Annotated in this window: 21 protein-coding genes, 1 pseudogene and 1 riboswitch; of the genes and pseudogenes, 15 read left to right on the forward strand and 7 right to left on the reverse strand. The window is 77.1% G+C overall.

Going from position 1 to position 25,001, the window contains the following annotated elements; translation table 11 throughout:
• Positions 1–10: 10 nt before the first annotated feature.
• Both AC07D6_RS21640 and AC07D6_RS21645 read right to left on the reverse strand, forming a co-directional pair.
• Positions 11–1,141, reverse strand: coding sequence for an alpha/beta hydrolase (locus AC07D6_RS21640; RefSeq protein ID WP_479046682.1), 1,131 nt, complete (start codon positions 1,139–1,141; stop codon positions 11–13).
• Between the two features lie 471 nt (positions 1,142–1,612).
• Positions 1,613–2,329 (reverse strand): class II aldolase/adducin family protein, encoded by a 717-nt coding sequence (locus AC07D6_RS21645; RefSeq protein ID WP_479046684.1) that lies wholly within the window; start codon positions 2,327–2,329, stop codon positions 1,613–1,615.
• A 218-nt stretch (positions 2,330–2,547) separates the two neighbouring features.
• Between AC07D6_RS21645 and AC07D6_RS21650 the strand changes: the two genes are divergently transcribed.
• The 9 genes from AC07D6_RS21650 (at position 2,548) to cobC (ending at position 12,964) form a co-directional block, all read left to right on the forward strand.
• Positions 2,548–3,831 carry an inorganic phosphate transporter gene (locus AC07D6_RS21650; RefSeq protein WP_479046686.1) on the forward strand — a complete coding sequence of 428 codons (1,284 nt, stop codon included), beginning with the start codon at positions 2,548–2,550 and terminating at the stop codon, positions 3,829–3,831.
• An 18-nt stretch (positions 3,832–3,849) separates the two neighbouring features.
• Positions 3,850–4,071, forward strand: a complete 222-nt coding sequence (locus AC07D6_RS21655; protein ID WP_315880548.1) for a hypothetical protein — start codon at positions 3,850–3,852, stop codon at positions 4,069–4,071.
• 240 nt (positions 4,072–4,311) lie between these two features.
• Positions 4,312–4,401, forward strand: a riboswitch (cobalamin riboswitch).
• Between the two features lie 145 nt (positions 4,402–4,546).
• Complete coding sequence (locus AC07D6_RS21660) at positions 4,547–5,497, forward strand: cobalamin biosynthesis protein (protein WP_479046688.1); 951 nt, start codon at positions 4,547–4,549, stop codon at positions 5,495–5,497.
• A complete protein-coding gene (locus tag AC07D6_RS21665) occupies positions 5,494–6,999 on the forward strand; it encodes a cobyric acid synthase (RefSeq protein WP_479046691.1) in 1,506 nt (501 codons plus the stop codon). The genes AC07D6_RS21660 and AC07D6_RS21665 overlap by 4 nt, the downstream gene beginning before the upstream one ends.
• A gap of 235 nt (positions 7,000–7,234) precedes the next feature.
• Positions 7,235–9,295 (forward strand): putative cobaltochelatase, encoded by a 2,061-nt coding sequence (locus tag AC07D6_RS21670; protein WP_479046693.1) that lies wholly within the window; start codon positions 7,235–7,237, stop codon positions 9,293–9,295.
• Positions 9,295–9,903: a cob(I)yrinic acid a,c-diamide adenosyltransferase gene (cobO, locus tag AC07D6_RS21675; protein ID WP_315880552.1), complete on the forward strand. Its 609-nt coding sequence runs from the start codon at positions 9,295–9,297 to the stop codon at positions 9,901–9,903. The genes AC07D6_RS21670 and cobO overlap by 1 nt, the downstream gene beginning before the upstream one ends.
• The gene (locus AC07D6_RS21680; protein ID WP_479046695.1) at positions 9,897–11,261 is read left to right on the forward strand and encodes a cobyrinate a,c-diamide synthase; all 1,365 of its coding nucleotides are present in this window, start codon (positions 9,897–9,899) and stop codon (positions 11,259–11,261) included. Before cobO ends, AC07D6_RS21680 begins: the two co-directional genes overlap by 7 nt.
• The gene (locus tag AC07D6_RS21685; protein ID WP_391654168.1) at positions 11,258–11,740 is read left to right on the forward strand and encodes a cobalamin biosynthesis protein; all 483 of its coding nucleotides are present in this window, start codon (positions 11,258–11,260) and stop codon (positions 11,738–11,740) included. Before AC07D6_RS21680 ends, AC07D6_RS21685 begins: the two co-directional genes overlap by 4 nt.
• A gap of 114 nt (positions 11,741–11,854) precedes the next feature.
• Positions 11,855–12,964 carry an Rv2231c family histidinol phosphate aminotransferase CobC gene (cobC, locus tag AC07D6_RS21690; protein ID WP_315880554.1) on the forward strand — a complete coding sequence of 370 codons (1,110 nt, stop codon included), beginning with the start codon at positions 11,855–11,857 and terminating at the stop codon, positions 12,962–12,964.
• Positions 12,965–13,013: 49 nt separating this feature from the next.
• Here the strand turns inward: cobC and AC07D6_RS21695 are convergent, their stop codons facing one another.
• A complete protein-coding gene (locus tag AC07D6_RS21695; protein WP_315880555.1) occupies positions 13,014–13,943 on the reverse strand; it encodes an SCO1860 family LAETG-anchored protein in 930 nt (309 codons plus the stop codon).
• A 242-nt stretch (positions 13,944–14,185) separates the two neighbouring features.
• On the opposite strand from AC07D6_RS21695, the gene AC07D6_RS21700 reads away from it, so the two are divergent.
• Positions 14,186–16,237, forward strand: a complete 2,052-nt coding sequence (locus AC07D6_RS21700; RefSeq protein WP_479046699.1) for a penicillin acylase family protein — start codon at positions 14,186–14,188, stop codon at positions 16,235–16,237.
• Positions 16,234–16,812, forward strand: a complete 579-nt coding sequence (locus AC07D6_RS21705) for a GNAT family N-acetyltransferase (RefSeq protein ID WP_315880557.1) — start codon at positions 16,234–16,236, stop codon at positions 16,810–16,812. Before AC07D6_RS21700 ends, AC07D6_RS21705 begins: the two co-directional genes overlap by 4 nt.
• Before the next feature lie 148 nt (positions 16,813–16,960).
• Here the strand turns inward: AC07D6_RS21705 and AC07D6_RS21710 are convergent, their stop codons facing one another.
• On the reverse strand, positions 16,961–18,061 hold the full coding sequence (locus AC07D6_RS21710) for an amidohydrolase family protein (RefSeq protein WP_315880558.1): 1,101 nt from the start codon (positions 18,059–18,061) through the stop codon (positions 16,961–16,963).
• A gap of 96 nt (positions 18,062–18,157) precedes the next feature.
• Here AC07D6_RS21710 and AC07D6_RS21715 point away from each other — a divergent pair, with 96 nt between their 5' ends.
• The gene (locus AC07D6_RS21715) at positions 18,158–19,267 is read left to right on the forward strand and encodes a pyridoxal-phosphate-dependent aminotransferase family protein (protein WP_479046941.1); all 1,110 of its coding nucleotides are present in this window, start codon (positions 18,158–18,160) and stop codon (positions 19,265–19,267) included.
• Between the two features lie 88 nt (positions 19,268–19,355).
• On the opposite strand, the gene AC07D6_RS21720 is transcribed toward AC07D6_RS21715, so the two are convergent.
• Positions 19,356–20,327 carry a LysR family transcriptional regulator gene (locus tag AC07D6_RS21720; protein ID WP_479046702.1) on the reverse strand — a complete coding sequence of 324 codons (972 nt, stop codon included), beginning with the start codon at positions 20,325–20,327 and terminating at the stop codon, positions 19,356–19,358.
• Positions 20,328–20,470: 143 nt separating this feature from the next.
• On the opposite strand from AC07D6_RS21720, the pseudogene AC07D6_RS21725 reads away from it, so the two are divergent.
• A pseudogene (locus AC07D6_RS21725) lies at positions 20,471–20,608 on the forward strand (ectoine synthase); the annotation flags it as partial.
• Positions 20,609–20,975: 367 nt separating this feature from the next.
• Here AC07D6_RS21725 and AC07D6_RS21730 read toward each other — a convergent pair.
• A complete protein-coding gene (locus tag AC07D6_RS21730) occupies positions 20,976–21,680 on the reverse strand; it encodes a DsbA family oxidoreductase (protein ID WP_315880560.1) in 705 nt (234 codons plus the stop codon).
• Between the two features lie 258 nt (positions 21,681–21,938).
• The gene (locus AC07D6_RS21735) at positions 21,939–23,468 is read right to left on the reverse strand and encodes an aldehyde dehydrogenase (NADP(+)) (RefSeq protein ID WP_315876374.1); all 1,530 of its coding nucleotides are present in this window, start codon (positions 23,466–23,468) and stop codon (positions 21,939–21,941) included.
• 113 nt (positions 23,469–23,581) lie between these two features.
• Here AC07D6_RS21735 and AC07D6_RS21740 point away from each other — a divergent pair, with 113 nt between their 5' ends.
• A complete protein-coding gene (locus tag AC07D6_RS21740) occupies positions 23,582–24,352 on the forward strand; it encodes an IclR family transcriptional regulator (protein ID WP_315876375.1) in 771 nt (256 codons plus the stop codon).
• 255 nt (positions 24,353–24,607) lie between these two features.
• Positions 24,608–25,000: a hypothetical protein gene (locus AC07D6_RS21745; RefSeq protein ID WP_315876611.1), complete on the forward strand. Its 393-nt coding sequence runs from the start codon at positions 24,608–24,610 to the stop codon at positions 24,998–25,000.
• Position 25,001 lies beyond the last annotated feature (1 nt).

Genomic DNA, 25,001 nt, shown 5'->3' on the forward strand with positions numbered 1-25,001 from the left:
GGGCGTCGGCTCAGAGGAGCGGGGTGAGGAAGCGGCGCAGGGCCTCCTCGTACCGCTCGGGACCGGCGTTCCACATGGCGGCGTGCGGCGCGTGGCGGATCGCGCGGAGGGTGACGAGGCCGGGGTGGCGGGCGGCGAAGGCGCGGGTCGCCGCCCAGGGGGCGACGGTGTCGTCGGGGCCGTGGAAGACGAGCGCGGGCACCTTCGGCATGTCGGGGCCGGCGGCCCGGCCGAGGTCCTCGCCGTCCAGTCCGGCCCTGCCCTGTGCCGCCCGGACGGCGAGGGGGAGCAGGGCGGAGGGGACGTGGTGGGCGGCGGCCAGGGCGCGGAGGGTGGCCTGCCAGTCGAGGACCGGCGAGTCGAGGACGAGGCCGGCGATCCGGTCGCGCAGGCGGCCGTGCGCGGCGGTGCGCAGGGCCATGGCGGCGCCGGTCGACCAGCCGTACAGGATGACGGCTTCGGCTCCGTGGTGGACGGCGTGGCGGACGGCCGCGTCGAGGTCGCGCCACTCGGACTCCCCGAGGTGGCCGAGGCCGTCGGCGGGGCGGGGGGCGCCCGGGTCGCCGCGGTAGGCGAGGTTCAGGACGGGGAAGCGCAGCCCGCCGTTGAGGAAGCCCAGCACGTTCAGCGGGTGCTCGCGGGTGGCGCCCAGGCCGTGCGCGGTGATCACCCATGTGGTGCGGACGCCCGGGACGTACCAGGCGGGCAGGGGGCCCAGCTCGCCGGCCACCTCGACGTCCTCGTACGGGAGGCCGAGCGCGGAGGCGGGGGTGCCGGAGTGGAGCTTCGGGGTGAGGCGGACGCGGGTGCCGGGTTCGAGGGTGCCGTGGTCGACGCGTTCGAGGCGGCGCACGACGGCGTCGGGGGCGTGCGGCACGTCGCCGAGGACGGGACCGACGACCGCGTGGACGCCGGGGCCCTCCAGTCCGTACGTGCCGGGGCGGAGGGAGGGCAGGGCGCGGGTGAGGGTGACCCGGCCGGGGCCGGTGGCGTGCACGGTGAGCCGGGGCTCGCCGGGCAGGAGCCGCCCCGGGCGCGGCCTGAGCGCCACGCCACTGGCGTACCGGCCGGCCGCCACGGCGGCCGTCCCGGCACCGATCACTGTGGCTGCGGCCACCGCCGCGCCTGTCGGGGAACGCACCCGTCCAGTGTCCGCACACCGGCCGGGCCGTGCCAGTGGGCGACGGCCACCGGGTGACGGGCCGGGCGGGGCGACGCGGACGGCGGGGGCGGGGCTCTGGGTGGCGGGTGGCTGGGACGGGGCGGGGCCGGGTGGCTGAGGCCGGGGGCCGGGGGCCGGAGGTCAGTCGGGGCGGCCGAGCCGGGGCGGGGCGGCGGCCACCGGGCGACGGGCCGGCCAGGAGAGCCGGGGCAGGGTCGGGCGGATCGGCCGGATCGGGGCCGAGCGGGCCGCAACGCGGTGGGCGGGGCCGAGCGGGGCAGCCGGGGCAGGACGCGAGGCAGCGGGCAGCCGAGGCCACGGAGGGCCGGACGGCCGGGGCGGGGCGGGGCGGGGCGCAACGCGGCGGGCACGGCGGGGCGGCTCGGGGGCCGGGCGGCCGGGACGGGGCGGGGCCGGGTGGCTGAGGCCGGGGGCCGGGGGTCGGGTGGGTCAGTCGGGGCGGCCGTAGCCGCGGAGCTTCTCGGTGGCCTCGGCCAACTGGGCCGGGGTGAGGAGCGCCGGGGTGCGGGTGGGGTGGCTGTCGGCGGCGAGCCAGACCCGGCACATCCACTCCAGCTGGGCGGTGCGGTCGTACGCCTGGTCGAGCGTCGCGCCGTAGGCGACCGTGCCGTGGTTGCGCAGGAGGCAGGCGGTGCGCCCGGCCAGGGCGGCGAGCATGTGGTCGGCCAGCTCCCGCGTGCCGTACAGGGCGTACGGGGCGACGCGGACGGGCCCGCCGAGGGCGCCGGCCACGTAGTGGATCGGCGGCAGCTCGTCGACGAGGGTCGACACGGCGGTGGCGTGCACGGCGTGGGTGTGGACGACCGCCCCGGCGTCGGTGGACCGGTACACGGCCAGGTGCAGCGGCAGCTCGCTGGTCGGCGGCAGCGTGCCGCGGACCCGCCGCCCGTCCAGGTCGACGGCGACGACGTCGTCCCCGGTCAGTCGGGAGTACGGCACGCCGCTCGGGGTGACGAGCAGCAGGTCCCCGACCCGTACGGAGACGTTCCCCGAGGTGCCGACGACCAGCCCGTCGGCCGCGGTCCTGCGCGCCGTGGCGACCAGGGCGTCCCACGCCTCCTCGACCGCCGCCCCGGCCGCCCCGCCGAGAGCCTCCCCGGCCGCCCCGCCGGGGGCCTTCCCGTCCGCCCCGCCGTCCTTCGCCATGCGGTGGATCATGCCAGCGGGCGGACCGGCCCGGAAGTGACGAGCATCTCGGTCCGACCCGGTTCCGGTGCCCCGAAGGGCGTGATTCCGGGGCCGGGGCGCAACCGGAATCCCGGCTCACAGGTCGGGACACCACGCGGCCCGGCCCAGTTCACCTTCCGTTCACTCAGGTTGCCTACGTTCAGCGGGCCACTGACGTCGAACGATTGCCTGGGTAAATGGAACACATCACGCTGCTGCTCGCCATTGTGGTCGTGACAGCTCTCGTGTTCGATTTCACAAACGGTTTCCACGACACCGCCAACGCGATGGCCACGACCATCTCGACCGGCGCGATGAAGCCCAAGGCGGCGGTGGCCATGTCGGCCGTGCTGAACCTGGTGGGCGCGTTCCTCTCCGTGGAGGTCGCCAAGACGATCTCCAAAGGTCTGGTCGACGAGACGGGCATCCAACCGGAGGTCATCCTCGCCGCCCTCGTCGGCGCGATCCTCTGGAACCTCCTGACCTGGCTGGTCGGCCTGCCGTCCAGCTCCTCCCACGCCCTCATGGGCGGCCTGATCGGCGCGACCGTCGCGTCCATCGGCGTCAGCGGCGTCAACGGCGGCGTCGTCCTCACCAAGGTCCTGATCCCGGCCGTCGCCGCCCCGGTGGTCGCCGGCGTCGCCTCGATGGTCGCCGCCCGCCTCACGTACAAGGTCGGCGCGAACATCGACGAGAAGACCGGCCGCAAGGGCTACAAGGCCGGCCAGATCGCCTCCGCCGGCCTGGTCTCCCTCGCCCACGGCACCAACGACGCGCAGAAGACCATGGGCATCATCACCCTCGCCCTGGTCGCCGGCGGTGCCCTCGCCCCCGGCTCCAACCCGCCCGTGTGGGTCATCGTCTCCGCCGGCCTGGCCATCGCGCTCGGCACCTACCTGGGCGGCTGGCGCATCATCCGCACCATGGGCAAGGGCCTCACGGACCTCCAGCCGCAGCAGGGCTTCGCCGCCCAGACCGGCGCCGCGACCGTGATCCTGGCCTCCTCCCACCTGGGCTTCTCGCTCTCCACCACCCACGTCTGCTCCGGCGCCGTGATGGGCGCGGGCCTCGGCCGCAAGGGCGGTGTGGTCCGCTGGTCCACCGCCACCCGGATGTTCGTCGCCTGGGGCCTGACCCTGCCGGCCGCCGGCCTGGTCGCCGCGCTCGCCGAGCTCGTCGCCCGCCAGGGCGACTGGGGCGTCGCGGTCGTCGCGGCCTTCCTCGTCGGCTCCTCCGCCGCCATCTGGCTCATCTCGCGCCGCCAGGTCGTCGACCACACCAACGTCAACGAGGACGAGGACGAGAACGGCACCGGGGTCTCCGGTGGGACCGAACCCGCCGGGGTCGTCACCACCGCCATCGCGGCCGTCATCCCGCCGCCCGCCGGCACCGTCGCCGCCGATCCGGCGGACGACGCCCTCAAGACCACCATCCCGGCCCCGGCCGCCGCGACCGGCGCGGCGCCCACGGCCGCGGTGTAAGGAAAGAACGGCATCGCTATGGACATCGACTGGGCAGCCCTCGGCTCCGTCTTCGGCGTGGGCCTCGTCTCCACCGTCGCAATCGTCGGCCTGTTCGCCCTCGGCCTGGTGGGCCTCTCCCGGCAGGAGCGGGCCTCCGTCCAGGGGGGTTCCGCCGCCCTGGCCCGCACCGGCGCGTACGCCTGCTTCGCGCTGTGCGCCGCGGCCGTCGCGTACGGGATCTACCTGATCGTGGCCTGAGCAGGGCCGAAGCATCCGGCTGGGCCGGTCGTACCCCCGCGGTACGGCCGGCCCAGCCGTCGTCGTACGGCCCACCGCCGGCCGTCCCCAGGCCGTCCCCGGACTGTCCTCAGGCCGTCCCCGGGCCGTCCCGCGGCCGGCCTGTGGGGCTCGGCACACCGCTCCGCCGCAGGTCAAGGGTGAGTTGACGGGCCTTCGCGGGCCGTGGTGGACTGCCCAGGCCATATCCGGCGGCAGGAGAGGAAGCCCGGTGCGAATCCGGCGCGGTCCCGCCACTGTCACCGGGCTCCGCGCGACACGCCGTCGCGGGGCGCCCGGGAGCCAGGAACTCTCACCGCCGGTCACGTCGAGCCAGGGCGCGGACCCTGAGTGAGGACATTGCGCATGCCCGGCTGCGTTCCTTCCCGTACGTCGAGAACCCCGAGCCCCGGCTCGCGGGCCCGTGGCCGATCCGGCGCACCGGGCTGCTGAGCCGATGCGGGACGATCGAGTCTTCGCGTACGGCGCCACCGCCGGGCTCCTCGGCGACCTGCTCTTCGCGGACCCCCGCCGCGGCCACCCCGTCGCCGCCTTCGGGCGGGCCGCGGGTGCCGTCGAACGCGCGCTGTGGCACGACCACCGCGGCTGGGGAGCGCTCCACACCGCCGTGTGCGCCGGAGGCGCCACCGCGGCCGCCGCGCTCGCCGCACGGGCCGTGCGGGGGCGGGGCGCCGCGTCCGTCGCGCTGACCGCCGCCACCGTGTGGGCCGTCGTCGGCGGGACGTCGCTGGGTCGGGAGGCACGGGCGATCGGCGGCGCGTTGGCCGCCGGCGACGTGGAGGCGGCCCGCGAGCGGCTGCCGCACCTGTGCGGGCGCGACCCGCAGGCCCTGGACGGGCCGGGCATCGCGCGGGCCGTGGTGGAGTCCGTCGCCGAGAACACCTCCGACGCGGTGGTCGGCGCCCTCGTGTGGGGGGCGCTCGGCGGCGTGCCGGGCCTGGTGGCCTTCCGGGCGGTCAACACGCTGGACGCGATGGTCGGCCACCGGTCGCCGCGCCACCGCCGGTTCGGCTGGGCGTCGGCGCGGCTCGACGACGTCGCCGGCGCGCCCGGGGCCCGGCTGACGGCCGCGCTCGCCGTCGTCGCGGGCGGTGACCCGCGCGGGGCCGTACGGGCCTGGCGGGCGGACGCGCGCCGGCACCCGTCGCCCAACGCGGGCCCCGTCGAGGCGTCGTTCGCGGGGGCCCTGGGCGTACGGCTCGGCGGCACCCTCTCGTACGGGGGGCGGGTCGAGCACCGGCCGGTCCTCAACGGCGGGGGGCGGGCCGTCGAGGTGGCGGACATCGAACGGGCGGTGCGGCTGTCGCGCCGCGTCGGCGGGCTGGCGCTGGCCGTCTGCGCGGGCGGGCGGCTGCTGTACGGGGTGTGGAAGCGGAGGGGCGTGTGAGCGGGGGACTGCTGGTCGCGGGGACGACGTCCGACGCGGGCAAGAGCGTGGTGACGGCCGGGATCTGCCGCTGGCTGGTCCGGCAGGGCGTGAAGGTCGCGCCGTTCAAGGGGCAGAACATGTCCCTCAACTCGTTCGTGACGCGCGAGGGCGCCGAGATCGGGCGGGCGCAGGCGATGCAGGCGCAGGCCGCCCGCGTCGAGCCCACCGCGCTGATGAACCCGGTGCTGCTGAAGCCGGGCGGCGACCGGTCCAGCCAGGTCGTGCTGATGGGCAGGCCGGTCGGGGAACTGAGCGCGCGCGGCTACCACGGCGGGCGGCAGCAGGCGCTGTTCGGCACGGTCGTGGAGTGCCTGGAGGAGCTGCGCGCCACGCACGACGCGGTGATCTGCGAGGGCGCGGGCAGCCCCGCCGAGATCAACCTGCGCCGCAACGACATCGTCAACATGGGCATCGCGCGGGCCGCGGGCCTCCCCGTCGTCGTGGTCGGCGACATCGACCGGGGCGGGGTGTTCGCCCAGTTCTTCGGGACGACGGCGCTGCTCGCGCCCGAGGACCAGGCGCTCGTCGCCGGGTACCTGGTGAACAAGTTCCGCGGCGACGTGACGCTGCTGGAGCCGGGCCTCGACATGCTCTACGACCTGACGGGCCGCCGGACGTTCGGCGTGCTGCCGTACGCCCACGGGCTCGGCATCGACGAGGAGGACGGCCTGCGGGTGTCGCTGCGGGGCGCCGTCCGCGAGTCGGTGGTGGCGCCGCCGGTCGGCGAGGACGTGCTGCGGGTCGCGGTGTGCGCCGTACCGCTGATGTCGAACTTCACGGACGTGGACGCGCTGGCCGCCGAGCCGGGGGTCGTCGTCCGGTTCGTGGACCGGCCCGAGGAACTGGCCGACGCGGACCTGGTGGTCGTGCCGGGCACGCGCGGCACGGTGCGGGCGCTGGCGTGGCTGCGGGAGCGTGGCCTGGCCGGCGCGCTGGCCCGGCGGGCCGCCGAGGGGCGGCCGGTGCTGGGCGTCTGCGGCGGCTTCCAGGTGCTGGGCGAGCACATCGAGGACGACGTGGAGTCCCGGGCGGGCTCCGTCGGGGCGCTGGGGCTGCTGCCGGTGCGGGTGCGGTTCGCGCCCGAGAAGACCCTCGCCCGGCCGGTGGGCGAGGCGCTGGGCGAGCGGGTGGAGGGGTACGAGATCCACCACGGCGTCGCGGACGTGCGGGGCGGCGAGCCCTTCCTGGACGGCTGCCGCGTGGGGGCCGTGTGGGGGACGCACTGGCACGGGTCGCTGGAGAGCGACGGCTTCCGGCGGGCGTTCCTGCGGGAGGTCGCCGCGGCGGCCGGGCGGCGCTTCGTCCCGGCGCCCGACACGTCGTTCGGCGCGCTGCGGGAGGAGCAGTTGGACCGGCTCGGGGACCTGATCGAGGAGCACGCGGACACGGACGCCCTGTGGAAGCTCATCGAGAACGGCCCGCCGGGCGGGCTGCCGTTCGTCCCGCCGGGGGCGCCGTGAGCTCCCCGGCGCGGCCGTCCCCCCTCGTGCGGGGAGCGCGCCGGGACTCCGCCCGGTACCGGGCCGGCGGCGGGCCCGCCCCCGCGTGCACGGGGACCACGGCCCCGCGCCGCGCATCGCCGCCGCGACCCGCCGACCACCCCCGCGTGCGCGGGGACGACCCCGCCGCGGTGGCCCGACACGGCGGCGCAGACCCTTCCGACCGCAGCAGTTCCCTCGAAAGGGGCATCGACTAATGGCCTCGGTTCCCTACCCGTTCACCGCCGTCGTCGGCATGGACGACATGCGGCTGAGCCTGCTGCTCAACGCCGTCGCGCCGACCATCGGCGGGGTGCTCGTCCGGGGTGAGAAGGGCACCGCCAAGTCCACGCTGGTGCGTTCCCTCGCCGCGCTGCTGCCCTCCATGGACGTCGTCGCGGGCTGCCGCTTCTCGTGCGAGCCCGGGGCGCCCGACCCGGAGTGCCCCGACGGGCCGCACGGGACCGCGCCGGGCGTCTCGCGCCCGACACGCCTGGTGGAGCTGCCCGTCGGCGCGTCCGAGGACCGGCTCGTCGGGGCCCTGGACATCGAACGGGCCCTGTCCGAGGGCGTGAAGGCGTTCGAGCCGGGGCTGCTGGCGCAGGCGCACCGGGGGATCCTGTACGTCGACGAGGTCAACCTGCTGCACGACCACCTCGTCGACCTCCTGCTGGACGCCGCCGCCATGGGCGCCTCCCACGTGGAGCGCGAAGGCGTCTCCGTGCGGCACGCCGCCCGGTTCCTGCTCGTCGGGACGATGAACCCCGAGGAGGGCGAGCTGCGTCCGCAGCTGCTGGACCGGTTCGGGCTGACCGTGGAGGTCGCCGCGTCGCGGGACCCGGAGCAGCGGGTCGAGGTGGTGCGGCGGCGCCTCGCGTACGACGACGACCCGGCCGGCTTCGCGGCGCGCTGGGCCGGCGAGGAGGCCGCGCTGCGGGAGCGGATCGAGGCCGCGCGGGCGCTGCTGCCGAAGGTGCGGCTCGGGGACGACGCGCTGCGGCAGATCGCGGCGACGTGCGCGGCGTTCGAGGTGGACGGCATGCGCGCGGACATCGTGATGGCGCGGACCGCGACGGCGCTCGCCGCGTGGGCCGGGCGCACGGACGTGACGGTCGAGGACGTGCGGCAGGCCGCGCTGCTGGCGCTGCCGCACCGGCGGCGGCGGTCGCCCTTCGACGCGCCGGGCCTCGACGAGGACAAACTGGACGAGACGCTGGAGGAGTTCGGCGGGGACGACGAGCCCGACCCGGACCCGCGGGGCCCCGAGGGCGGCCCGGACGGGGACGGCGACGGCGGTGACGGCGGCGGTCCCGGTGGCGGCGGGGGCGTTCCGCCGCAGGCGCAGGGGCCCGGTCCGCAGACCGGCGCGCCGGAGCCGTCCGGGGAGCGGCCGGAGGCGGCCCCCTCCCCCGGCGCAGGCCCGGCCCCCGCTGCGGCGCGCGAGCAGGCGCCGGTCGCGGCGGCCGAGCCGTTCCGCACGAAGGCGCTGACGGTCCCCGGGGTCGGCGACGGCGCCGCCGGGCGCCGCTCCCGGGCGCGCACCGAGCACGGCCGCACCACCGGGGCGCGCCGTCCCCGGGGCGCCCTGACGAAGCTGCACCTGGCGGCCACCGTGCAGGCGGCGGCCCCGCACCAGCGGGCCCGCGGCCGGTCGGGTCCCGGGTTCGTCGTCCACCGCGACGACCTGCGCCAGGCGGTGCGGGAGGGACGCGAGGGGAACCTGGTGTTGTTCGTGGTGGACGCCTCGGGGTCGATGGCGGCCCGGCAGCGCATGGGCGCGGTGAAGGGCGCCGTGCTGTCGCTGCTCCTCGACGCGTACCAGCGGCGCGACAAGGTGGGCCTGGTGACGTTCCGGGGGCGGGAGGCGGAGCTGGTGCTGCCGCCCACGTCGTCGGTGGACGCGGCGGCCTCCCGGCTGGAGCGGCTGCCGACCGGGGGCCGGACGCCGCTGGCGGCGGGGCTGCTGAAGGCGCACGACGTGCTGCGGGTGGAGCGGCTGCGCGACCCGGCGCGGCGCCCGCTGCTCGTCGTGGTGACGGACGGGCGGGCGACCGGGGGTCCGGAGCCGCTGCGGCTGGCCGCGCGGGCGGCGGGGCTGCACGCGGCGGAGGGGACGGCGTCGGTCGTCGTGGACTGCGAGGCCGGGCCCGTACGGCTCGGTCTGGCCGCGGGGCTCGCGCGGGACCTGGGCGGTAGTGCCGTGACGCTGGACGAACTGCGCGCGGACGCGATCGCCGGGCTGGTCAAGGATGTTCGTACTACGAGGAGGGCAGCATAGTGCCGCAGGGACAGCCGACCGTCGTCCCGGACGACGGTCTCACCACCCGCCAGCGCCGCAACCGCCCGCTGGTGATGGTCCACACGGGGGTGGGCAAGGGCAAGTCGACCGCCGCGTTCGGGATGGCGCTGCGCGCCTGGAACCAGGGCTGGCCGATCGGGGTGTTCCAGTTCGTCAAGTCGGCGAAGTGGAAGGTCGGCGAGGAGAACGCGCTCAAGGCGCTCGGCGCGACCGGCGAGGGCGGCGCGGTCGCCTGGCACAAGATGGGCGAGGGCTGGTCGTGGATCCAGCGCGACCCGAAGGACGGCGAGCAGTCCAACGAGGAGAAGGCGCGGGAGGGCTGGGAGCAGGTCAAGCGCGACCTGGCCGCGGAGACGTACCGGTTCTACGTGCTCGACGAGTTCGCCTACCCGCTGCACTGGGGCTGGATCGACACCGCCGAGGTGATCGAGGTGCTGCGCGACCGGCCCGGGCAGCAGCACGTCGTGATCACCGGCCGCAACGCGCCGCAGGAGCTGGTGGACTTCGCCGACCTGGTCACCGACATGTCCAAGGTGAAGCACCCGATGGACGCCGGTCAGAAGGGCCAGCGGGGCATCGAGTGGTAGCACGTCTCGTCATCGCCGCGCCGTCCTCCGGCGCGGGCAAGACCACGGTCGCGACGGGGCTGATGGCCGCGTTCGCCGGCCGTGGTCTGGCGGTGTCGCCGCACAAGGTGGGCCCCGACTACATCGATCCGGGCTACCACGCGCTGGCGACGGGCCGCCCCGGACGGAACCTCGACGCGTTCATGTGCGGTACGGAGCTGGTGGCGCCGCTGTTCGCGCACGGCGCGCGCGGCTGCGACCTGGCCGTCGTCGAGGGCGTGATGGGGCTGTACGACGGCGCCGCCGACCAGGGCGAGTTGGCGTCGACGGCGCAGGTGGCGAAGTTGCTGCGGGCGCCGGTGGTGCTGGTCGTGGACGCCTCGTCGCAGTCGCGGTCGGTGGCGGCGCTGGTGCACGGGTTCGCGTCGTGGGACCCGGGGGTGCGGATCGGCGGGGTGATCCTCAACAAGGTCGCCACGGACCGGCACGAGCACCTGCTGCGGGAGGCGTTGGGCGAGTCGGGCGTGCCCGTGTTGGGCGTGCTGCGGCGGGCGCCGGCCGTGTCGACGCCGTCGCGGCACCTGGGCCTGGTGCCGGTGGCGGAGCGGCGGGCGCAGGCCGTGGACGCCGTGCGGGCGCAGGCGGAGCAGGTGCGGGAGGGGTGCGACCTGGACGCGCTGCTGGCGCTGGCCCGTTCGGCGCCGCCGCTGCACGCGGAGCCCTGGTCGCCCACGGCGGCGCTGGCGCGGTCGGACGCCGGGGAGCCGGCGGCCGGTGCGCGGCCGGTGGTGGCGGTCGCCGGCGGGGCGGCGTTCACGTTCTCGTACGCGGAGCACGCCGAGTTGCTGGCGGCGGCGGGCGCCGAGGTGGTGCCGTTCGACCCGCTGCGGGACGAGAAGCTGCCGGAGGGGACGCGCGGCCTGGTGGTCGGCGGCGGCTTCCCGGAGGTGTACGGGCCGGAGCTGTCCGCGAACGAGTCCCTGCGGGACGCGGTGGCCGCGCTGGCGCGGTCGGGCGCCCCGGTCGCGGCGGAGTGCGCGGGCCTGCTGTACCTGGCGCGTTCGCTGGACGGGCGGCCGATGTGCGGGGTGCTGGACGCGGACGCGCGGATGTCGGAGCGGCTGACGCTGGGGTACCGGGACGCGGTCGCGGTGAGCGACAGCCCGGTGGCGGCGGCCGGGACGCGGCTGCGGGGCCACGAGTTCCACCGCACGGTGATCGAGCCGGGCGCCGGGGAGGTCCCCGCGTGGGGGCTGCGGCAGCCGGAGCGGCGCGTGGAGGGCTTCGTCCGGGGCGGGGTGCACGCGAGTTACGTGCACACGCACTGGGCGGCGGTGCCGGAGACGGCACGGCGGTTCGTCGGGCACTGCCGGCCGTGAGCCTGGTGGTGGGCGTGGGCGCCCGGCGGGGGGTGACCGCGCGGGAGGTGTGCGACCTGGTCGCGGCGGTCCTGCGGGAGGCGGGCCGGGGCCCGCAGGAGGTGGTGGCGCTGGCGACGGTGGGGGCGAAGGCCGGCGAGCCGGGCCTCGTGGAGGCCGCCTCCCTCCTGGGGGTCCCGCTGCGCGCCCACCCGGCGGACGTGCTGGCCCGGGTCGGGGTGCCCCATCCGTCGGGCGCGGCGCTGGCGGCGGCGGGCACGCCGTCGGTGGCGGAGGCCGCGGCCCTGGTGGAGGCGGCGCGGTGCGGGGTGTTCGGTGCGGCGGGGAGCGAACTCCTCGTGCCGAAGCGGAAGTCCGCCTCCGGCGCGGCGCGTGTGACCTGCGCGTTGGCGGTGGCGCGGGGGAACGGGCGGTTGCCCGCCGGGGGGCTGGGGTACACCCGTGGGGACGCGGTGTTCGAGTTACGGACGCGGCGTTGAACCGCTGATCCCCCGCGCCGGATCCCCGTCCGGCCACCGAGAGTCACCCGGCGGGCCGCCGACGCCGTCGGCCCGCCGCTACCCCCCACTGTCCCCCCACCCCGGCTGGCGGCCATGTATACCCACACAGACAGCGACAGACCGTTCCCCGGCCCCCGCGACGCGGACGCGTACGACCTGCGGCACCACGGTGACGCGGAGGTCCGGGACGAGAAGCTGACCGACCTCGCCGTCAACGTCCGTACGGACACCCCGCCCGCGTGGCTGCGGGAGCGGCTCGCGCAGTCCCTCTGGGGGCTGGCCGCCTACCCCGACGGGCGGGCGGCGCGCGCGGCGGTCGCCGAGCGGCACGGGCTGCCCGCGCGGCGGGTGCTGCTGACGGCGGGCGCGGCGGAGGCGTTCGTCCTGCTGGCGCGGGCGCTGCCGGTGCGGCGACCGGTCGTGGTGCACCCGCAGTTCACGGAGCCGGAGGCGGCGCTGCGGGACGCGGGGCACCAGGTGCGCCGGGTGCTGCTGCGCGAGGAGGACGGCTTCCGGCTGGACCCGGCGCGGGTGCCCGAGGACGCGGACCTGGTGGTGGTCGGCAACCCGACGAACCCGACGTCGGTCCTGCACCCGGCGGAGGCGGTCGCGGCGCTGGCGCGGCCGGGGCGGACCCTGGTCGTGGACGAGGCGTTCATGGACGCCGTTCCGGGTGAGCGGGAGGCGCTGGCCGGGCGGACGGACGTGCCGGGGCTGGTGGTGCTGCGGAGCCTCACGAAGACGTGGGGGCTCGCGGGCCTGCGGGTCGGGTACGTGCTGGCGGCGCCGGACACCGTGGCGGCGCTGGAGCGCGCGCAGCCGCTGTGGCCGGTGTCGACGCCCGCGTTGGTGGCGGCCGAGGCGTGCATGTCGCGGGAGGCGCTGGCGGAGGCGGAGGAGGCGGCGCGGCGGGTGGCCGTGGAGCGGGCGCACCTGCTGGCGGGGCTCGCGGAGTTCGACGAGGTGCGGGCCGTGGAGGCCGCGGAGGGACCGTTCGTCCTGATCCGGGTGGAGGGGGCGGACGTGGTGCGGGAGCGGCTGCGGGCGCTGGGGTTCGCGGCGCGGCGCGGTGACACGTTCCCGGGGCTGGGGCCGCAGTGGCTGCGGCTGGCGGTGCGGGACCGGGTGACGACGAATCGATTCCTCCAGGCCCTGGACCAGGCCCTGGTCATGGCGGGCTGCGGCCGGCCGGACCGGGCGTGACCACCGGTCCCGGCCGGGCCCTTCGCGGGCCGGCCGGGACCGGTGTGCGTCAGGCGCGGGCGCGGCGGGCGAACTTCAGGGCCGCGGCCCCCGCCACGAGGAGGACCGCCGCCCCTCCGGCGAGGTAGGGCGTGCGGGAGTCGCCGCCCGTCTCGGCCAGGTTCCCGTCGGTCGCCCGGGGCCCGGCCGCCCCGGCCGGGGAGGGGGCGGGGGCGGCCGTCGACGGGGCGGGCGCCGGGGACGTCGAGGACGGCCCGGGTGTGGCGCAGCCGGCTTCGGCGAGGGTGACCGTGCCCTCGACCTTGGCGACGTTCAGGTCCAGCGGGTTCACGGCGACCCGGAGGTCGAGGGCCGTCGCCGCGGCCGTGGTCGACGTGGTGGTGCGGTGCGACAGGTCCAGGACGACCTCGCCGACGCCCGGGACGCGGACCGTGCTGCGTCCGCCCGGGGTGAGCGTGACGCGCTTGCCGAGGACGGTCACGGTGCCGAGCAGGTTCGCCTCGGCGGTGGGCGGGGCGCCGGTCTCGCAGACGGCGCGGGCGGTCACCTGGTCGACCCGGACGACGGAGAGCAGGGGCAGGCCGGGCAGGTGCACCCGGGCGCGGACGAGCTTCACGGAGCCCTCCGCGCGCGCCGCGTCCGCGGTGGCCCTCGCCGATGCCGCGTCGGCCCGCAGGAGGGAAACGGGCCTGCCCCGGTCGACGCCGTCCAGCCGGACGGTGAGCGCGGTCCGGTCGGCCGCCGCCGGGGCCCGCACCTCGTTGAGGGCGGCGTCCACGGGGACGCGTACGCCGCCGTCGAGGAGCGAGACGTCCAGGTCGGTCCGCAGGACCGCGGCGTGGGCGGTCGGCGCTCCGGGGGCGGCGGGCGCGGCGGTCGCCGCCGGTGCCGCCGCGGCGGTCAGCGCCGCCAGGGCGGACGCCGCGACGGTGGTCGCCGCGGCGGCGGTGGCGCGGGTGCGGAAGGTGGTGCTGTTCACGGTGGTGGGACCCCCACGGGAGGACAGGGGCCGCCGAACGGCCGCACACAGGGACATGTGTGCGGTGGCGACCCGGGACACCGGAATCCTGGCGTACGGAGGGTGAACGCACCGGCACCCCCGGTGAGTTCACCCCAACGAGGGGTTTCCGGTCGCGCATTCGATTCGAACCGTGCCGGATTGCTTCTCCGCCAGCCGTGGCTTAAGTTAGGCCAGCCTTACCTAAAGAGATCAGGACAAGAGTGAGCATCGAGGTCTACCGGGACCCCTGGGGCATCCCGCATCTGCGCGCCGACGACCCGCGCGAACTCGCCCGCGCCCAGGGCCGCGTCACGGCCCGCGACCGGGCGTGGCAGTTGGAGGTCGAGCGGCACCGCGCCCAGGGCACGACGGCCGCGTTCCTCGGTCCGGACGCCGTCGAGTGGGACGTCTTCGCCCGCCGCGTCCGGCTCGCCGACACCGCCCGGCGCTGCTTCGACCGGCTGGACGCCCCGACCCGCGCCTGGGTCACGGCGTACACGGACGGGGTCAACGCGGGCCTCGGCGAAGGCGCCCGCCGCAGCCGCGAGTTCGCGGACACCGGACTCGAACCGGGCGTCTGGGAGCCCTGGGTGCCGCTGGGCGTCTGGCTGTCGACGCACGTCCTCTTCGCCGGGTTCCCCACCAAGCTGTGGCGCGAGCACGTCGCCCGCACCCTGGGCGACGACGCGGTCGAGCTGTTCGCGACGGACGGCCCCGGGACCTCCGGCAGCAACGGCTGGCTGGTCGACGCCGGCCGGACCGCCACCGGTGCCGCCCTGATCGCGGGCGACCCGCACCGGTTCATCGAGGCGCCCGGCGTCTACCAGCAGATCCGGCTCGCCTGCCCCGAGTACGACGTGGTCGGCCTGGCCGTGCCCGGCGTCCCCGGCCTCGCGCACTTCGGCCACACCGGCACGGTCGCCTGGGCCATCACCAACGCCATGGCCGACTACCAGGACCTCTACCGGGAACGGCTGCGGCGCCGCGCCGACGGCACCCCGGAGGCGCTCGGGCCGGACGGGTGGCGGCCCGCCCGCGCCCACACCGAGACCGTCGAGGTGAAGGGCGCCGAGCCGGTCACCGTCGAGGTCGTCGAGACCGAGCGCGGCCCGGTCGTCGTCCCGGACGACGGCGAGGGCGGCGCGATCAGCCTGCGCCACCCGCCGCGCGTCACCGGCGAGCTGGGGTTCGCGGCGCTGCCCGCGCTGCTCGCCGCGCGGACGGCCGGCGACGTCGGCCGGGCCTTCGACCGGTGGGTCGAGCCCGTGAACGTCGTGCAGGCCGCCGACACCGGGGGCGGCACGCTCCACCGGGTCGCCGGCCACGTCCCCGTACGGCCGCGGGAGAACATGCTGCGGGTCGTACCGGCGTGGGAGCCGGCGCACGAGTGGCGCGGACGCCACGAACCGCTGCCGCGCGCCCCCGTCGACGGCGTCGCGGTCATGGCGAACGCGCGCGGGCTCGCGGCGCCGCTGGGCGTCGAGTTCGCGCCGCCGCACCGGGCCGACCGCATCACCGGCCTCCTGGAGGCGTCACGGGAGTGGACGGCGCCCCGCATGGCGTCCGTGCACACCGACACCCACCTCGCCTCGGCGCGCCCGCTGCTGGCCCTCGCCGCCCGCCTGGACGGACTCTCCGCGGACGCGGCGGCCCTGCGCGACCGGCTGCTGCGCTGGAACCGGCGCATGGACGCCGACAGCGTGGACGCCGCGCTGTACGCCGCCGTGCGCGGCGGTGTCGTCCGCCGGCTCGCCGCGCACCCGGTGTTCGCGCCGCTGGCCGAACCCCCCGCGTACCCGGCGGTGTTCCGGCCGTGGCTGGCGCTCGTGCCGCGCGTCGCGTACGCGCTGGAGACGCTGCTGACGTCCGGCCCCGTGCCCCCCGCCGACCGGGAGGCCGCCGTGCGGGCCGCCCTGGAGGAGGTCGCCGCCGCGCCGCCGGACGAGCCGTGGGGCGCCACGCACCGGCTCGCCCCGTGGGCGGCGCTGCCGGACGGGGACGACGCGCGGTGGCCCGGACTGGACGGCGACCACGACTGCGTGCTGTCCACGTCGAGCGTGCCCGGCGTCACCGACCGCAGCGCGCGCGGCCCGGCCGCCCGCTACGTGTGGGACCTGGCCCGCCGCGAGGACAGCCTGTGGGTCGTGCCGTTCGGGGCGTCGGGCGTCCCCGGCGACCCGCACGAGGCGGACCAACTGCCGCTGTGGCTGCGCGGCGAACTCGCCCCCGTGATCACCGACTGGAACCGGCTCAGCAAGGAGCACCCCTCATGACCACCGGCACCGACCCGCGCCCCGCCGTGTACGAGCACGTCGTCGAGGGCTTCGGCACGATCCGCATCGTCCCCGTGGACCCGGACCGGGACGCGGCGCTGCTGCACTCCTGGGTGAGCGAGGACCGCGCCCGCTTCTGGGGCATGCGGGACGCGAGCCTCCAGGAGGTGCGGGAGATCTACGCGCACCTGGACTCGCTCACCACCCACCACGCGTACCTGGTGCACCGCGACGACGTGCCGGTCGCGCTGTTCCAGACGTACGACCCGCAGGCCGACCGGGTCTCCGAGTGCTACGAGGTGCGGCCCGGCGACATCGGCGCCCACCTGCTGCTCGCCCCCACCGCCGCACCCGAGCGCGGCTTCTCCGCGCACCTGCTGGAGGCGCTCGTCGCGTACTGCCTGAGCACCCACGAGCGGATCGTGGTGGAGCCGGACGCGGCGAACGACAAGGCCGTCGCGCTGATGGTGCGCAACGGCTTCGAGCTCGGCCCCGAGGTGGTCCTCCCGGAGGTCGTGCTCCCGGAGGTCCACCTCGTGGAGAAGCGGGCGCGGCTGGCGTTCCTCAGCCGCTGAACCTCCGCGGACGCGCCGGGCCCGGCCGACCGGTGACCCGGCGGGTCCGGCGAACCCGGCGGGCCCGACCGGCAGATGACCCGACGGCCCGGCAGCCCGACGGCCCGGCGGCCCGGCGGGTACGGCAGGCCCGGCGGGCCCGGCTGCCTCAGACGACGACGCGGCCGTTGAGGACCACCCGCCGGGGCGCCGCCAGGACGCGGACGTCGGCGCGGGGGTCCTCGTCGTAGACGACCAGGTCCGCCGGGGCGCCCTCCTCCAGGGCCGGGCGCCCCAGCCAGGCGCGGGCGCCCCAGGTCGTCGCGGACAGCGCGTCCCGCGCGGGGATGCCGGCCCTCACCAGCTCGGCCACCTCGGACGCCACCAGCCCGTGCGCGAGGGAGCCGCCCGCGTCGGTGCCGACGAAGACCGGGATGCCGGCGTCGTACGCGGCGCGGACCGTGTCGTAACGGCGCTCGTGCAGCCGGCGCATGTGGTCCGCCCAGCGCGGGAACTTCGCCTCTCCCCCGGCGGCGAGGCGCGGGAACGTGGCGATGTTGACCAGCGTCGGCACGATGGCGACCCCGCGCTCCGCGAACAGCGGGATCGTGTCCTCGGTGAGGCCCGTGGCGTGCTCCACGCAGTCGATGCCCGCCTCGACCAGGTCGCGCAGGGACTCCTCGGCGAAGCAGTGGGCGGTGACGCGGGCACCGAGCCGGTGGGCCTCCGCGATGGCCGCCTCGACCTCGGCGCGCGGCCAGCAGGCGGTGAGGTCGCCCGCGTCGCGGTCGATCCAGTCGCCGACGAGCTTCACCCAGCCGTCGCCGCGCCGGGCCTCGCGCGCCACGTACGCGACGAGGTCGGCGGGCTCGATCTCGTGCGCGTAGTTGCGGAGGTAGCGGCGGGTGCGGGCGATGTGCCGGCCCGCGCGGATGATCTTCGGCAGGTCGTCTCGGTCGTCGATCCACCGGGTGTCGGCGGCGGACCCGGCGTCGCGCAGGAGGAGCGCGCCCGCGTCGCGGTCGGTCAGGGCCTGCTCCTCGCTGACCTCGGCGGGCACGGCGCCGTGCGCGTCGAGGCCGACGTGGCAGTGCGCGTCGACCAGGCCGGGCAGCGCCCAGCCGGTCACCGTGCGGACGTCGGCCGCGGGGCGGCCGGTGGGCCGGGCGTAGGTGACCCGGCCGTCCACGACCCACAGCTCGTCCCGGACGTCCTCCGGGCCGGCGAGCACCCGCCCCTTCACATGCAGTACCACCGCGCGATCGCTCATGTCCCGCACTGTACGAGGGGCTGGGTAGGCTCGGCGGGGCGCCCCGTACCCCTGACCGAACAGACGAGCGCACGAGACGTGAAGAGAGCAGCCGACGTGACCCACTCCCACCCCTTCCTGGACCTGCCCCCGCTGACCGCGGACCGCTTCGCCGCCATCGAGCGGCGCGTGGCCGCCCTCCTCGCCACCGAGCACGACGTGGTGATCACGCAGGGCGAGGCGCTGCTGCCGCTGGAGGGGTGCATCCGCGGCGGCGCGCGGCCCGGCTCGACCGCCCTGAACGTCGTGACCGGCCCGTACGGGCAGACGTTCGGCGGCTGGCTGCGCGACTGCGGGGCGACGGTGGTCGACCTGGAGGTGCCCTTCCACACGGCGGTGACCGCCGAGGACGTGGAGCGGGCGCTGGCCGCGCACCCGGAGATCGACTTCGTGTCGCTGGTGCACGCGGAGGCGGCGACCGGCAACACCAACCCGGTCGCGGAGATCGGCGAGGTGGTCCGGGCGCACGGCGCGCTGTTCATGCTGGACGCGGTGGCGTCGGTGGGCGCGGAGCCGCTGCTGCCCGACGCGTGGGGCGTGGACCTGTGCGTGATCGGCGCGCAGAAGGCGCTGGGCGGCCCGGCCGGCGTCTCGGCGGTGTCGGTGAGCGACCGGGCGTGGGAGCGGTTCGCCGCCAACCCGCGGGCGCCGCGCCGCTCGTACCTGTCGCTCCTCGACTGGAAGGAGCGCTGGATCGACGGCGGGCGGAAGGCGCTGCTGCACGCCCCCGCGCAACTGGAGATGCTGGCGCTGGAGGCGTGCCTGGAGCGGATCGACGCGGAGGGCGGCCTGCCGGTGCTGACGGCCCGTCACGCGTCGGCCGCGGCGGCTACCCGGGCCGGGGCGGTGGCGCTGGGCGGGGGCCTGGAGCCGTACGTGTACGAGGCGGCGCAGGCCGCGCCGGTGGCGACGACGCTGCGCACCCCGGCCGGGGTGGACGCCGCCGAGCTGGTGGCGGGGGCGCTGGCCGTGGACCCGTCGGCGCCGCTGGCGGCGGGCGGCGGGGCGCTGGCCCGCGAGATGGTCCGCGTGAACCACTACGGCCCCGCCGCCACCCCGGAGGCGGTGCGGGCGAGCCTGACCGCCCTGGGCGCCGCCCTGGCGGGCCTGGGCCGCCCGGCGGACCCGGAGGCGGCGTGGGCGGCCGTCGCGGAGACCTGGCGCTAGGCGAGCGGTCGCCGGGGCCCGCGCACCGGTCCCGGCCACCCACCCGGAGGCGGGCGGTCGCCGGAACCCGCTGCCCGGAGGCGGGCGGTCACCGGGGCGCGCGCCGGGTCCCGGACCCGGAGGCGGCCCCCGCCGTGCGCGGGGCCGGTACGGGCGGTGCGGCCCCGGGGCGGGCCGCCGGACCCGGGGGGTCGGCGGTGGCGGCGAGCGCCTCCAGCAGCGCCTGGACGGCCGGGGTGAGGCGGCCCGGCCGGACCGCCAGGGAGACGGGCACGCGGGGCGCCCTGAGCGGGCGGAAGGCCAGGCGGCGGTCGCGCGGGAGGGCGCCCGCCGGGTGCAGCACCGTCCAGGACGGTTCGGCGGCGGCGGCCAGGGCGTCGAGGGTCGCCTGGAGGGTGGTGAACGGCGGGCCCGGCGTCCAGTCGGGGAGGGCCGACGCGACCAGGTCGTGCAGCGCCGGGTTCGCCTCGCGCGGGGCCAGCCGCAGCGGCAGCCGCGCCAACTGGCCCGGGTGCGGCTCCTCCAGCGCGGCGAGCGGGTGCCCGGCCGGCAGGGCGGCCAGCAGCGGCTCGGTCCACACCGGGTGCAGGTCCACGCCCTCGGCGCGGCGCACCGTCCGTACGAGCGCCGCGTCGAACGTGCCGGAGCGGACGGCGGCGAGCCGCCCCTCCTGGGGCGCGCGTTCCAGCCGCACCCGCAGCCGGGGCCGCCGCTCGGCGAGGGCGCCCAGCGCGCGGTACACGCGGTCGGCGAAGGCCCGGCTGCTGCCGAGGCGGAGCAGCCCCTCGGTGCCGCCGACGATGCCCGCGGCGGTCTCCCGCACGCGCCCGGCGGCGGCGAGCGCGGCCCGCGCCTCGGGCAGCAGGCGCTCACCGGCAGCGGTGAGGCGCACGTGCCGGGGCGGTGCCTCACGGTCGAACAGCCGCAGGCCCCACTCCCTTTCCAGGTCGTCGATCCGGCGGCCCACCTCCGCCTCAGCGGTCCCCAGCCGTTCGGCGGCGCGCCCGAGGCCGAGTTCCTCTGCCACGGCGACGAAGTACTCCAGCTGACGCAGTTCCACAGCCGCGCCCACCCGCCCCTCACTGTTCGCTGCCCCATCCGCCCGAACCGGTCGACGACCGGCCGGGAACGGCCTCTTCCCCCATGTGTACGGGTGATCGGCGGCGAAGCGCGAACACGACGCGCGCCGGGCCCGGGGAACCGGTCGCGCGGGGGCGCGAGGGGCTCCTCGACGGACACGAGCGCCACACCCCGCGCCCTGAGGCCGACTTCCGCCGCGGGTGCGTCTTCGACCCGCCCGTGACGGGCCGGGAGGACCACGACGAGAACGGTGCCCGTCCGGCGCCGGCCGGGGCCGAGGAGGGCCGACCGGTGGAGGACCCGTGTCCCCCGCGGGGCGCGACCGAGGCGGTCGCGCCCCGCCGCGACCCGGTCGTGCGGGGCCGCTCGACGCGGAGCCGGAGGCGTTCGACCGGGACGGCTTCCTCCCCGTCGGGGAGCTGCCGACGGACGAGGAGGTCGCGGTCTGCCGGGCGGAGCTGGAGCGGCTGGTCGCCGACCCGGCCGTACGGACCGACGAGCGGTCGGTCGTCGGGCCGGGGGCGCACCGGACGTTCCCGGGGCACGGGACCTCACCCCGTGCGGTGCCCCGCCCCCACCGGGGCCCGGGCCCGCCGCCGCGGTGTGCGGCGGCGGGCCCTCGCCGTCGTCACACCGCGCAGGCACCGTCCGCGTCGCAGGCGGGCGCCGGGCCGGCGGTGGCCGCCGGCTGGAGGGCGCGGCCCTGCCACGCCTGCTCCAGCGCCTGCGTGAAGACCTCGGCGGGCTGGCCGCCGGAGACGCCGTACCGGCGGTCGAGGACGAAGAACGGCACACCGGTCGCGCCGAGTTCGGCGGCCTCGCGCTCGTCGGCGCGCACGTCGTCCGCGTACGCCGCCCCGTCGGCGAGCACGGCCCGCGCCTCGGCCTCGTCGAGCCCCGCCTCGACGGCGAGCCGGACGAGCACCTCGGGGTCGTACACGGACCGCTCCTCGGCGAAGTTGGCCCGGTAGGCCAGGTCGAGCAGGGCCTCCTGGCGACCGCGGGCCTTGGCGAGGTGGAGGAGCCGGTGGACGTCGAAGGTGCTGCCGTGCAGGCGCCCCTCCACCCGGTACGCCAGCCCCTGCCCGTGCGCGACGGAGGCGACGTGCTCCTCCATGGCCCGTGCCTCCTCGGGGGTGCGGCCGTACTTGGCGGCCAGCATGTCGACGACGGGCGCGACGTCGCCCCTGGCGCGGCCCGGGTCGAGCTCGAAGGACCGGTACACCACCTCGACCCGGTCGCGGTGCGCGAACGCCGCGAGCCCCTCCTCGAAGCGGGCCTTCCCTATGTAGCACCAGGGGCAGGCGATGTCGCTCCAGATCTCGACGCGCATGGTGGGTCTCTCCAGGTCGTGGCGGCACGGTCGGCGGATCGATACGGAGAGCGCCTCCGCACCACCGCGTCCCAACACCGCCGCGCCCCGGCGCATTCCCGGACCCCGGCGGGCGCCAGGGGCGGTCGGGGCGGGGCGGGTTCCCGGAGCGGGCGGTCGCCCCGCCGTGGCCGCGGGCGACCGCGGTGCCCCCGGCGGGGCGCGGGCCGGCCGGGGCCGCCGCGGGCCGGGAACGCGTCCCGGCCCGCGGCCGGCGGGTCAGACCTCCAGGCGGCCGTCGACCCGCCGCGGCAGGTTCAGCGGGTTGTCGTCGCGCAGCTCCGGCGGGAGGAGGGAGTGGGGGGTGGACTGGTAGGCGACCGGGCGCATCCAGCGTTCGACGGCGGTGCCGCCGACCGACGTGGACGTGGACGTGGTCGCCGGGTACGGGCCGCCGTGCTGCTGGGCGTAGGCGACGGCGACACCGGTGGGCCAGCCGTTGACGACGACGCGGCCCGCGAGCGGGGTGACCTCGGCGAGGAGCGCGGCGCCGGAGCCCTCGCCGGCCGCCTCCTCCGAGGAGACGTGCAGCGTCGCCGTGAGGTTGCCGGGCAGGCGGGACAGGACGCGGGTGACCTCCTCGTCCGTCTCGTACCGGGCGACGACGGTGACCGGGCCGAAGCACTCCTCCAGGAGCAGGTCGTGCGGCCCCTCCTCGGCCAGGCGGGCGGCCGGCACGGTCAGGAAGCCCGCCGCCACCTCGTGCTCGCCGGCCGCGCCGGGGGTGACCGGCGCCTCGACGTCCGGCAGGGCCGCCCGCTCGCTGACGCCCGCGACGAAGTTGTCGCGCATCCGCCCGTCGAGGAGGACGCCCTCGGGGACGCGCGCCACCGCGTCGGCCAGGGACTTGACCATCTGGTCGCCGGCCGGGCCCGCCGGGGCGAGCACCAGCCCGGGCTTCACGCAGAACTGGCCGGTGCCCAGCGTCATGGAGCCGGCCAGGCCCGTGCCGATCTCGTCGGCCCGCTCCGCCGCGGCGTCCGCGGTCACCACGACCGGGTTGAGGGAGCCCAGTTCGCCGTGGAACGGGATCGGCACCGGCCGGGCGGCCGCCGCGTCGAACAGCGCCCGCCCGCCCCGTACCGAACCGGTGAAGCCGGCCGCGGTGATCAGCGGGTGGCGGACCAGTTCGACGCCCGCGTCGAAGCCGTGGACCAGGCCGACGACCTCCTCGGGGATGCCGTGCTCGGCGGCGGCCTCGCGCAGCGCGGCGGCGGCCAGCTCGGAGGTGGCCGGGTGGTCGGGGTGGGCCTTGACCACGACGGGGCAGCCCGCGGCCAGGGCGCTGGCCGTGTCGCCGCCGGGCACCGAGAAGGCGAAGGGGAAGTTGGAGGCGGCGTACACGGCGACGACGCCCAGCGGCACCTTGTAGCGGCGCAGGTCCGGGATCGGCGGCGTCGCCGAGTCGTCCGGGTGATTGATGATCACGTCCAGGAACGCGCCCTCGTCCACGATGTCGGCGAAGGCCCGCAGCTGGTAGCAGCTGCGGGCGAGTTCGCCGGTGAGGCGGGGCACGCCGAGGGCGGTCTCGGCGTCGGCGGCCTCGACGAGCCGGTCCTTCGCCGCTTCGAGCCGGTCGGCCGCCGTCCGCAGGAACGCGGAGCGCACGGCGCGGTCGGCCAGTGCGGCACGGACGCCGTGCGCGGCGCGTACCGCGCGGTCCACGTCCTGCGCCGTCGCCTCCGACGCGACCTGCTCCCGCTGCTTCCCGGTTCGGGGGTCGACACTCCAGACTTGTGCTGCTGACACCGCGAACGTCCTCTCCGACTGTGCGCTTCCCATCCGTTCGGTATTCTGAACGGCGTTCCTGATGATGAATATGCTGGGACTCTATTAACGGGCGTCTGAAGGGGTCAAGGGCGATGTCTGCTACCGAATCCGGCGGAGCGCAGGTCAAGTCCGCGGTACGGACCGTGGAACTGCTCGAGTACTTCGCCAAAAGCCCCGGCATGCACTCGCTGGCGGCCGTCCAGGAGGCGGTCGGCTACCCCAAGTCGAGCCTGTACATGCTGCTGCGGACCCTCGTCGAGCTGGGCTGGGTGGAGACGGACGCGACCGGCACCCGGTACGGCATCGGCGTCCGCGCGCTGCTCGTCGGCACGTCGTACATCGACGGCGACGAGGTCGTCGCCGCCGCCCGCCCCACCCTCGACCGGCTCTCCGACGACACGAGCGAGACCATCCACCTGGCCCGCCTCGACGGCACCAACGTGGTCTACCTGGCGACCCGGCAATCCCCGCACTACCTGCGCCCCTTCGCCCGCGTCGGACGGCGGCTGCCCGCCCACTCCACCTCCCTCGGCAAGGCGCTGCTCGCCACGTACGACGACGAGCAGGTGCGCAAGCTGCTGCCGGAGACCCTGCCGGCGCTCACCGAGCACACGATCACCGACCGCGAGAGACTCATCGAGGAGCTGCACGTCATCCGCGACCAGGGGTACGCCGTGGACCGCGAGGAGAACACCCTCGGCCTGCGCTGCTTCGGCATCGCCATCCCGTACCGCACCCCCGCGCGCGACGCGATCAGCTGCTCGGTGCCGGTCGCCCGGCTCACCCCCGCCCACGAGCAGATGATCAAGGACGCGCTGTTCGACGCCCGCGACCGGCTCACCCTCGCCACCCGCCGGCTCTGACACCGGGAGCGCCGGGCCCTTTGGGCACGCCGCCGGGTACGGGGCGGCCGGGCGCCGGGCGCGGGGTGGCGTACGGGACCGGCGCGTGGGGCGTGCAGGGCGCGCGGAACGCACGGGGTGCGTGGGGCTGGAGTGAGGGCCCGGCGGCGGGCGGCGGGCGGGGGCCTGCGAGCATCGACCCGCTGACCGCTCCCGGCACTTGGAGGATCCGTGCGCCGCCTGTCGTCCCGCCCCCGTTCCCTGTCCGGCTGGACCATGGCCGTCTTCGGGCTGCTGGCCGCGGCGCTCGGCGCGGTCGGCCTGGCCGCTCCGGACGCGCTGCTGGCGGTAATGGGCTTCGAGCCCGTACCGGACGGGGCGCGGGCGGCGGGCGACCACACCCTGGTGTTCCTGACGGCGTCGTCGATGGCGGCGGTGAACATGGGCGTGTACTACGTGCTGGCGGCGCTCTCCGACTGGCGGGCGTTCTTCGGCTGGACGGTGCCCTTCCGGCTGCTGACCTGTGCGGTGTTCACCGCCGCCGTCGTCGCGGGGCGGGCCCCGGCCGGCTTCCTGGGCGTGGGCCTGTGGGAGGGCGCGGGCGCGGCGGCGACCTGGGCGGCGCTGCGGTACGAGCGCCGGACGGCCGCGCCCGCGTCGGCGGGGTGAG

This window comes from Streptomyces sp. NPDC045287 (assembly GCF_056432325.1).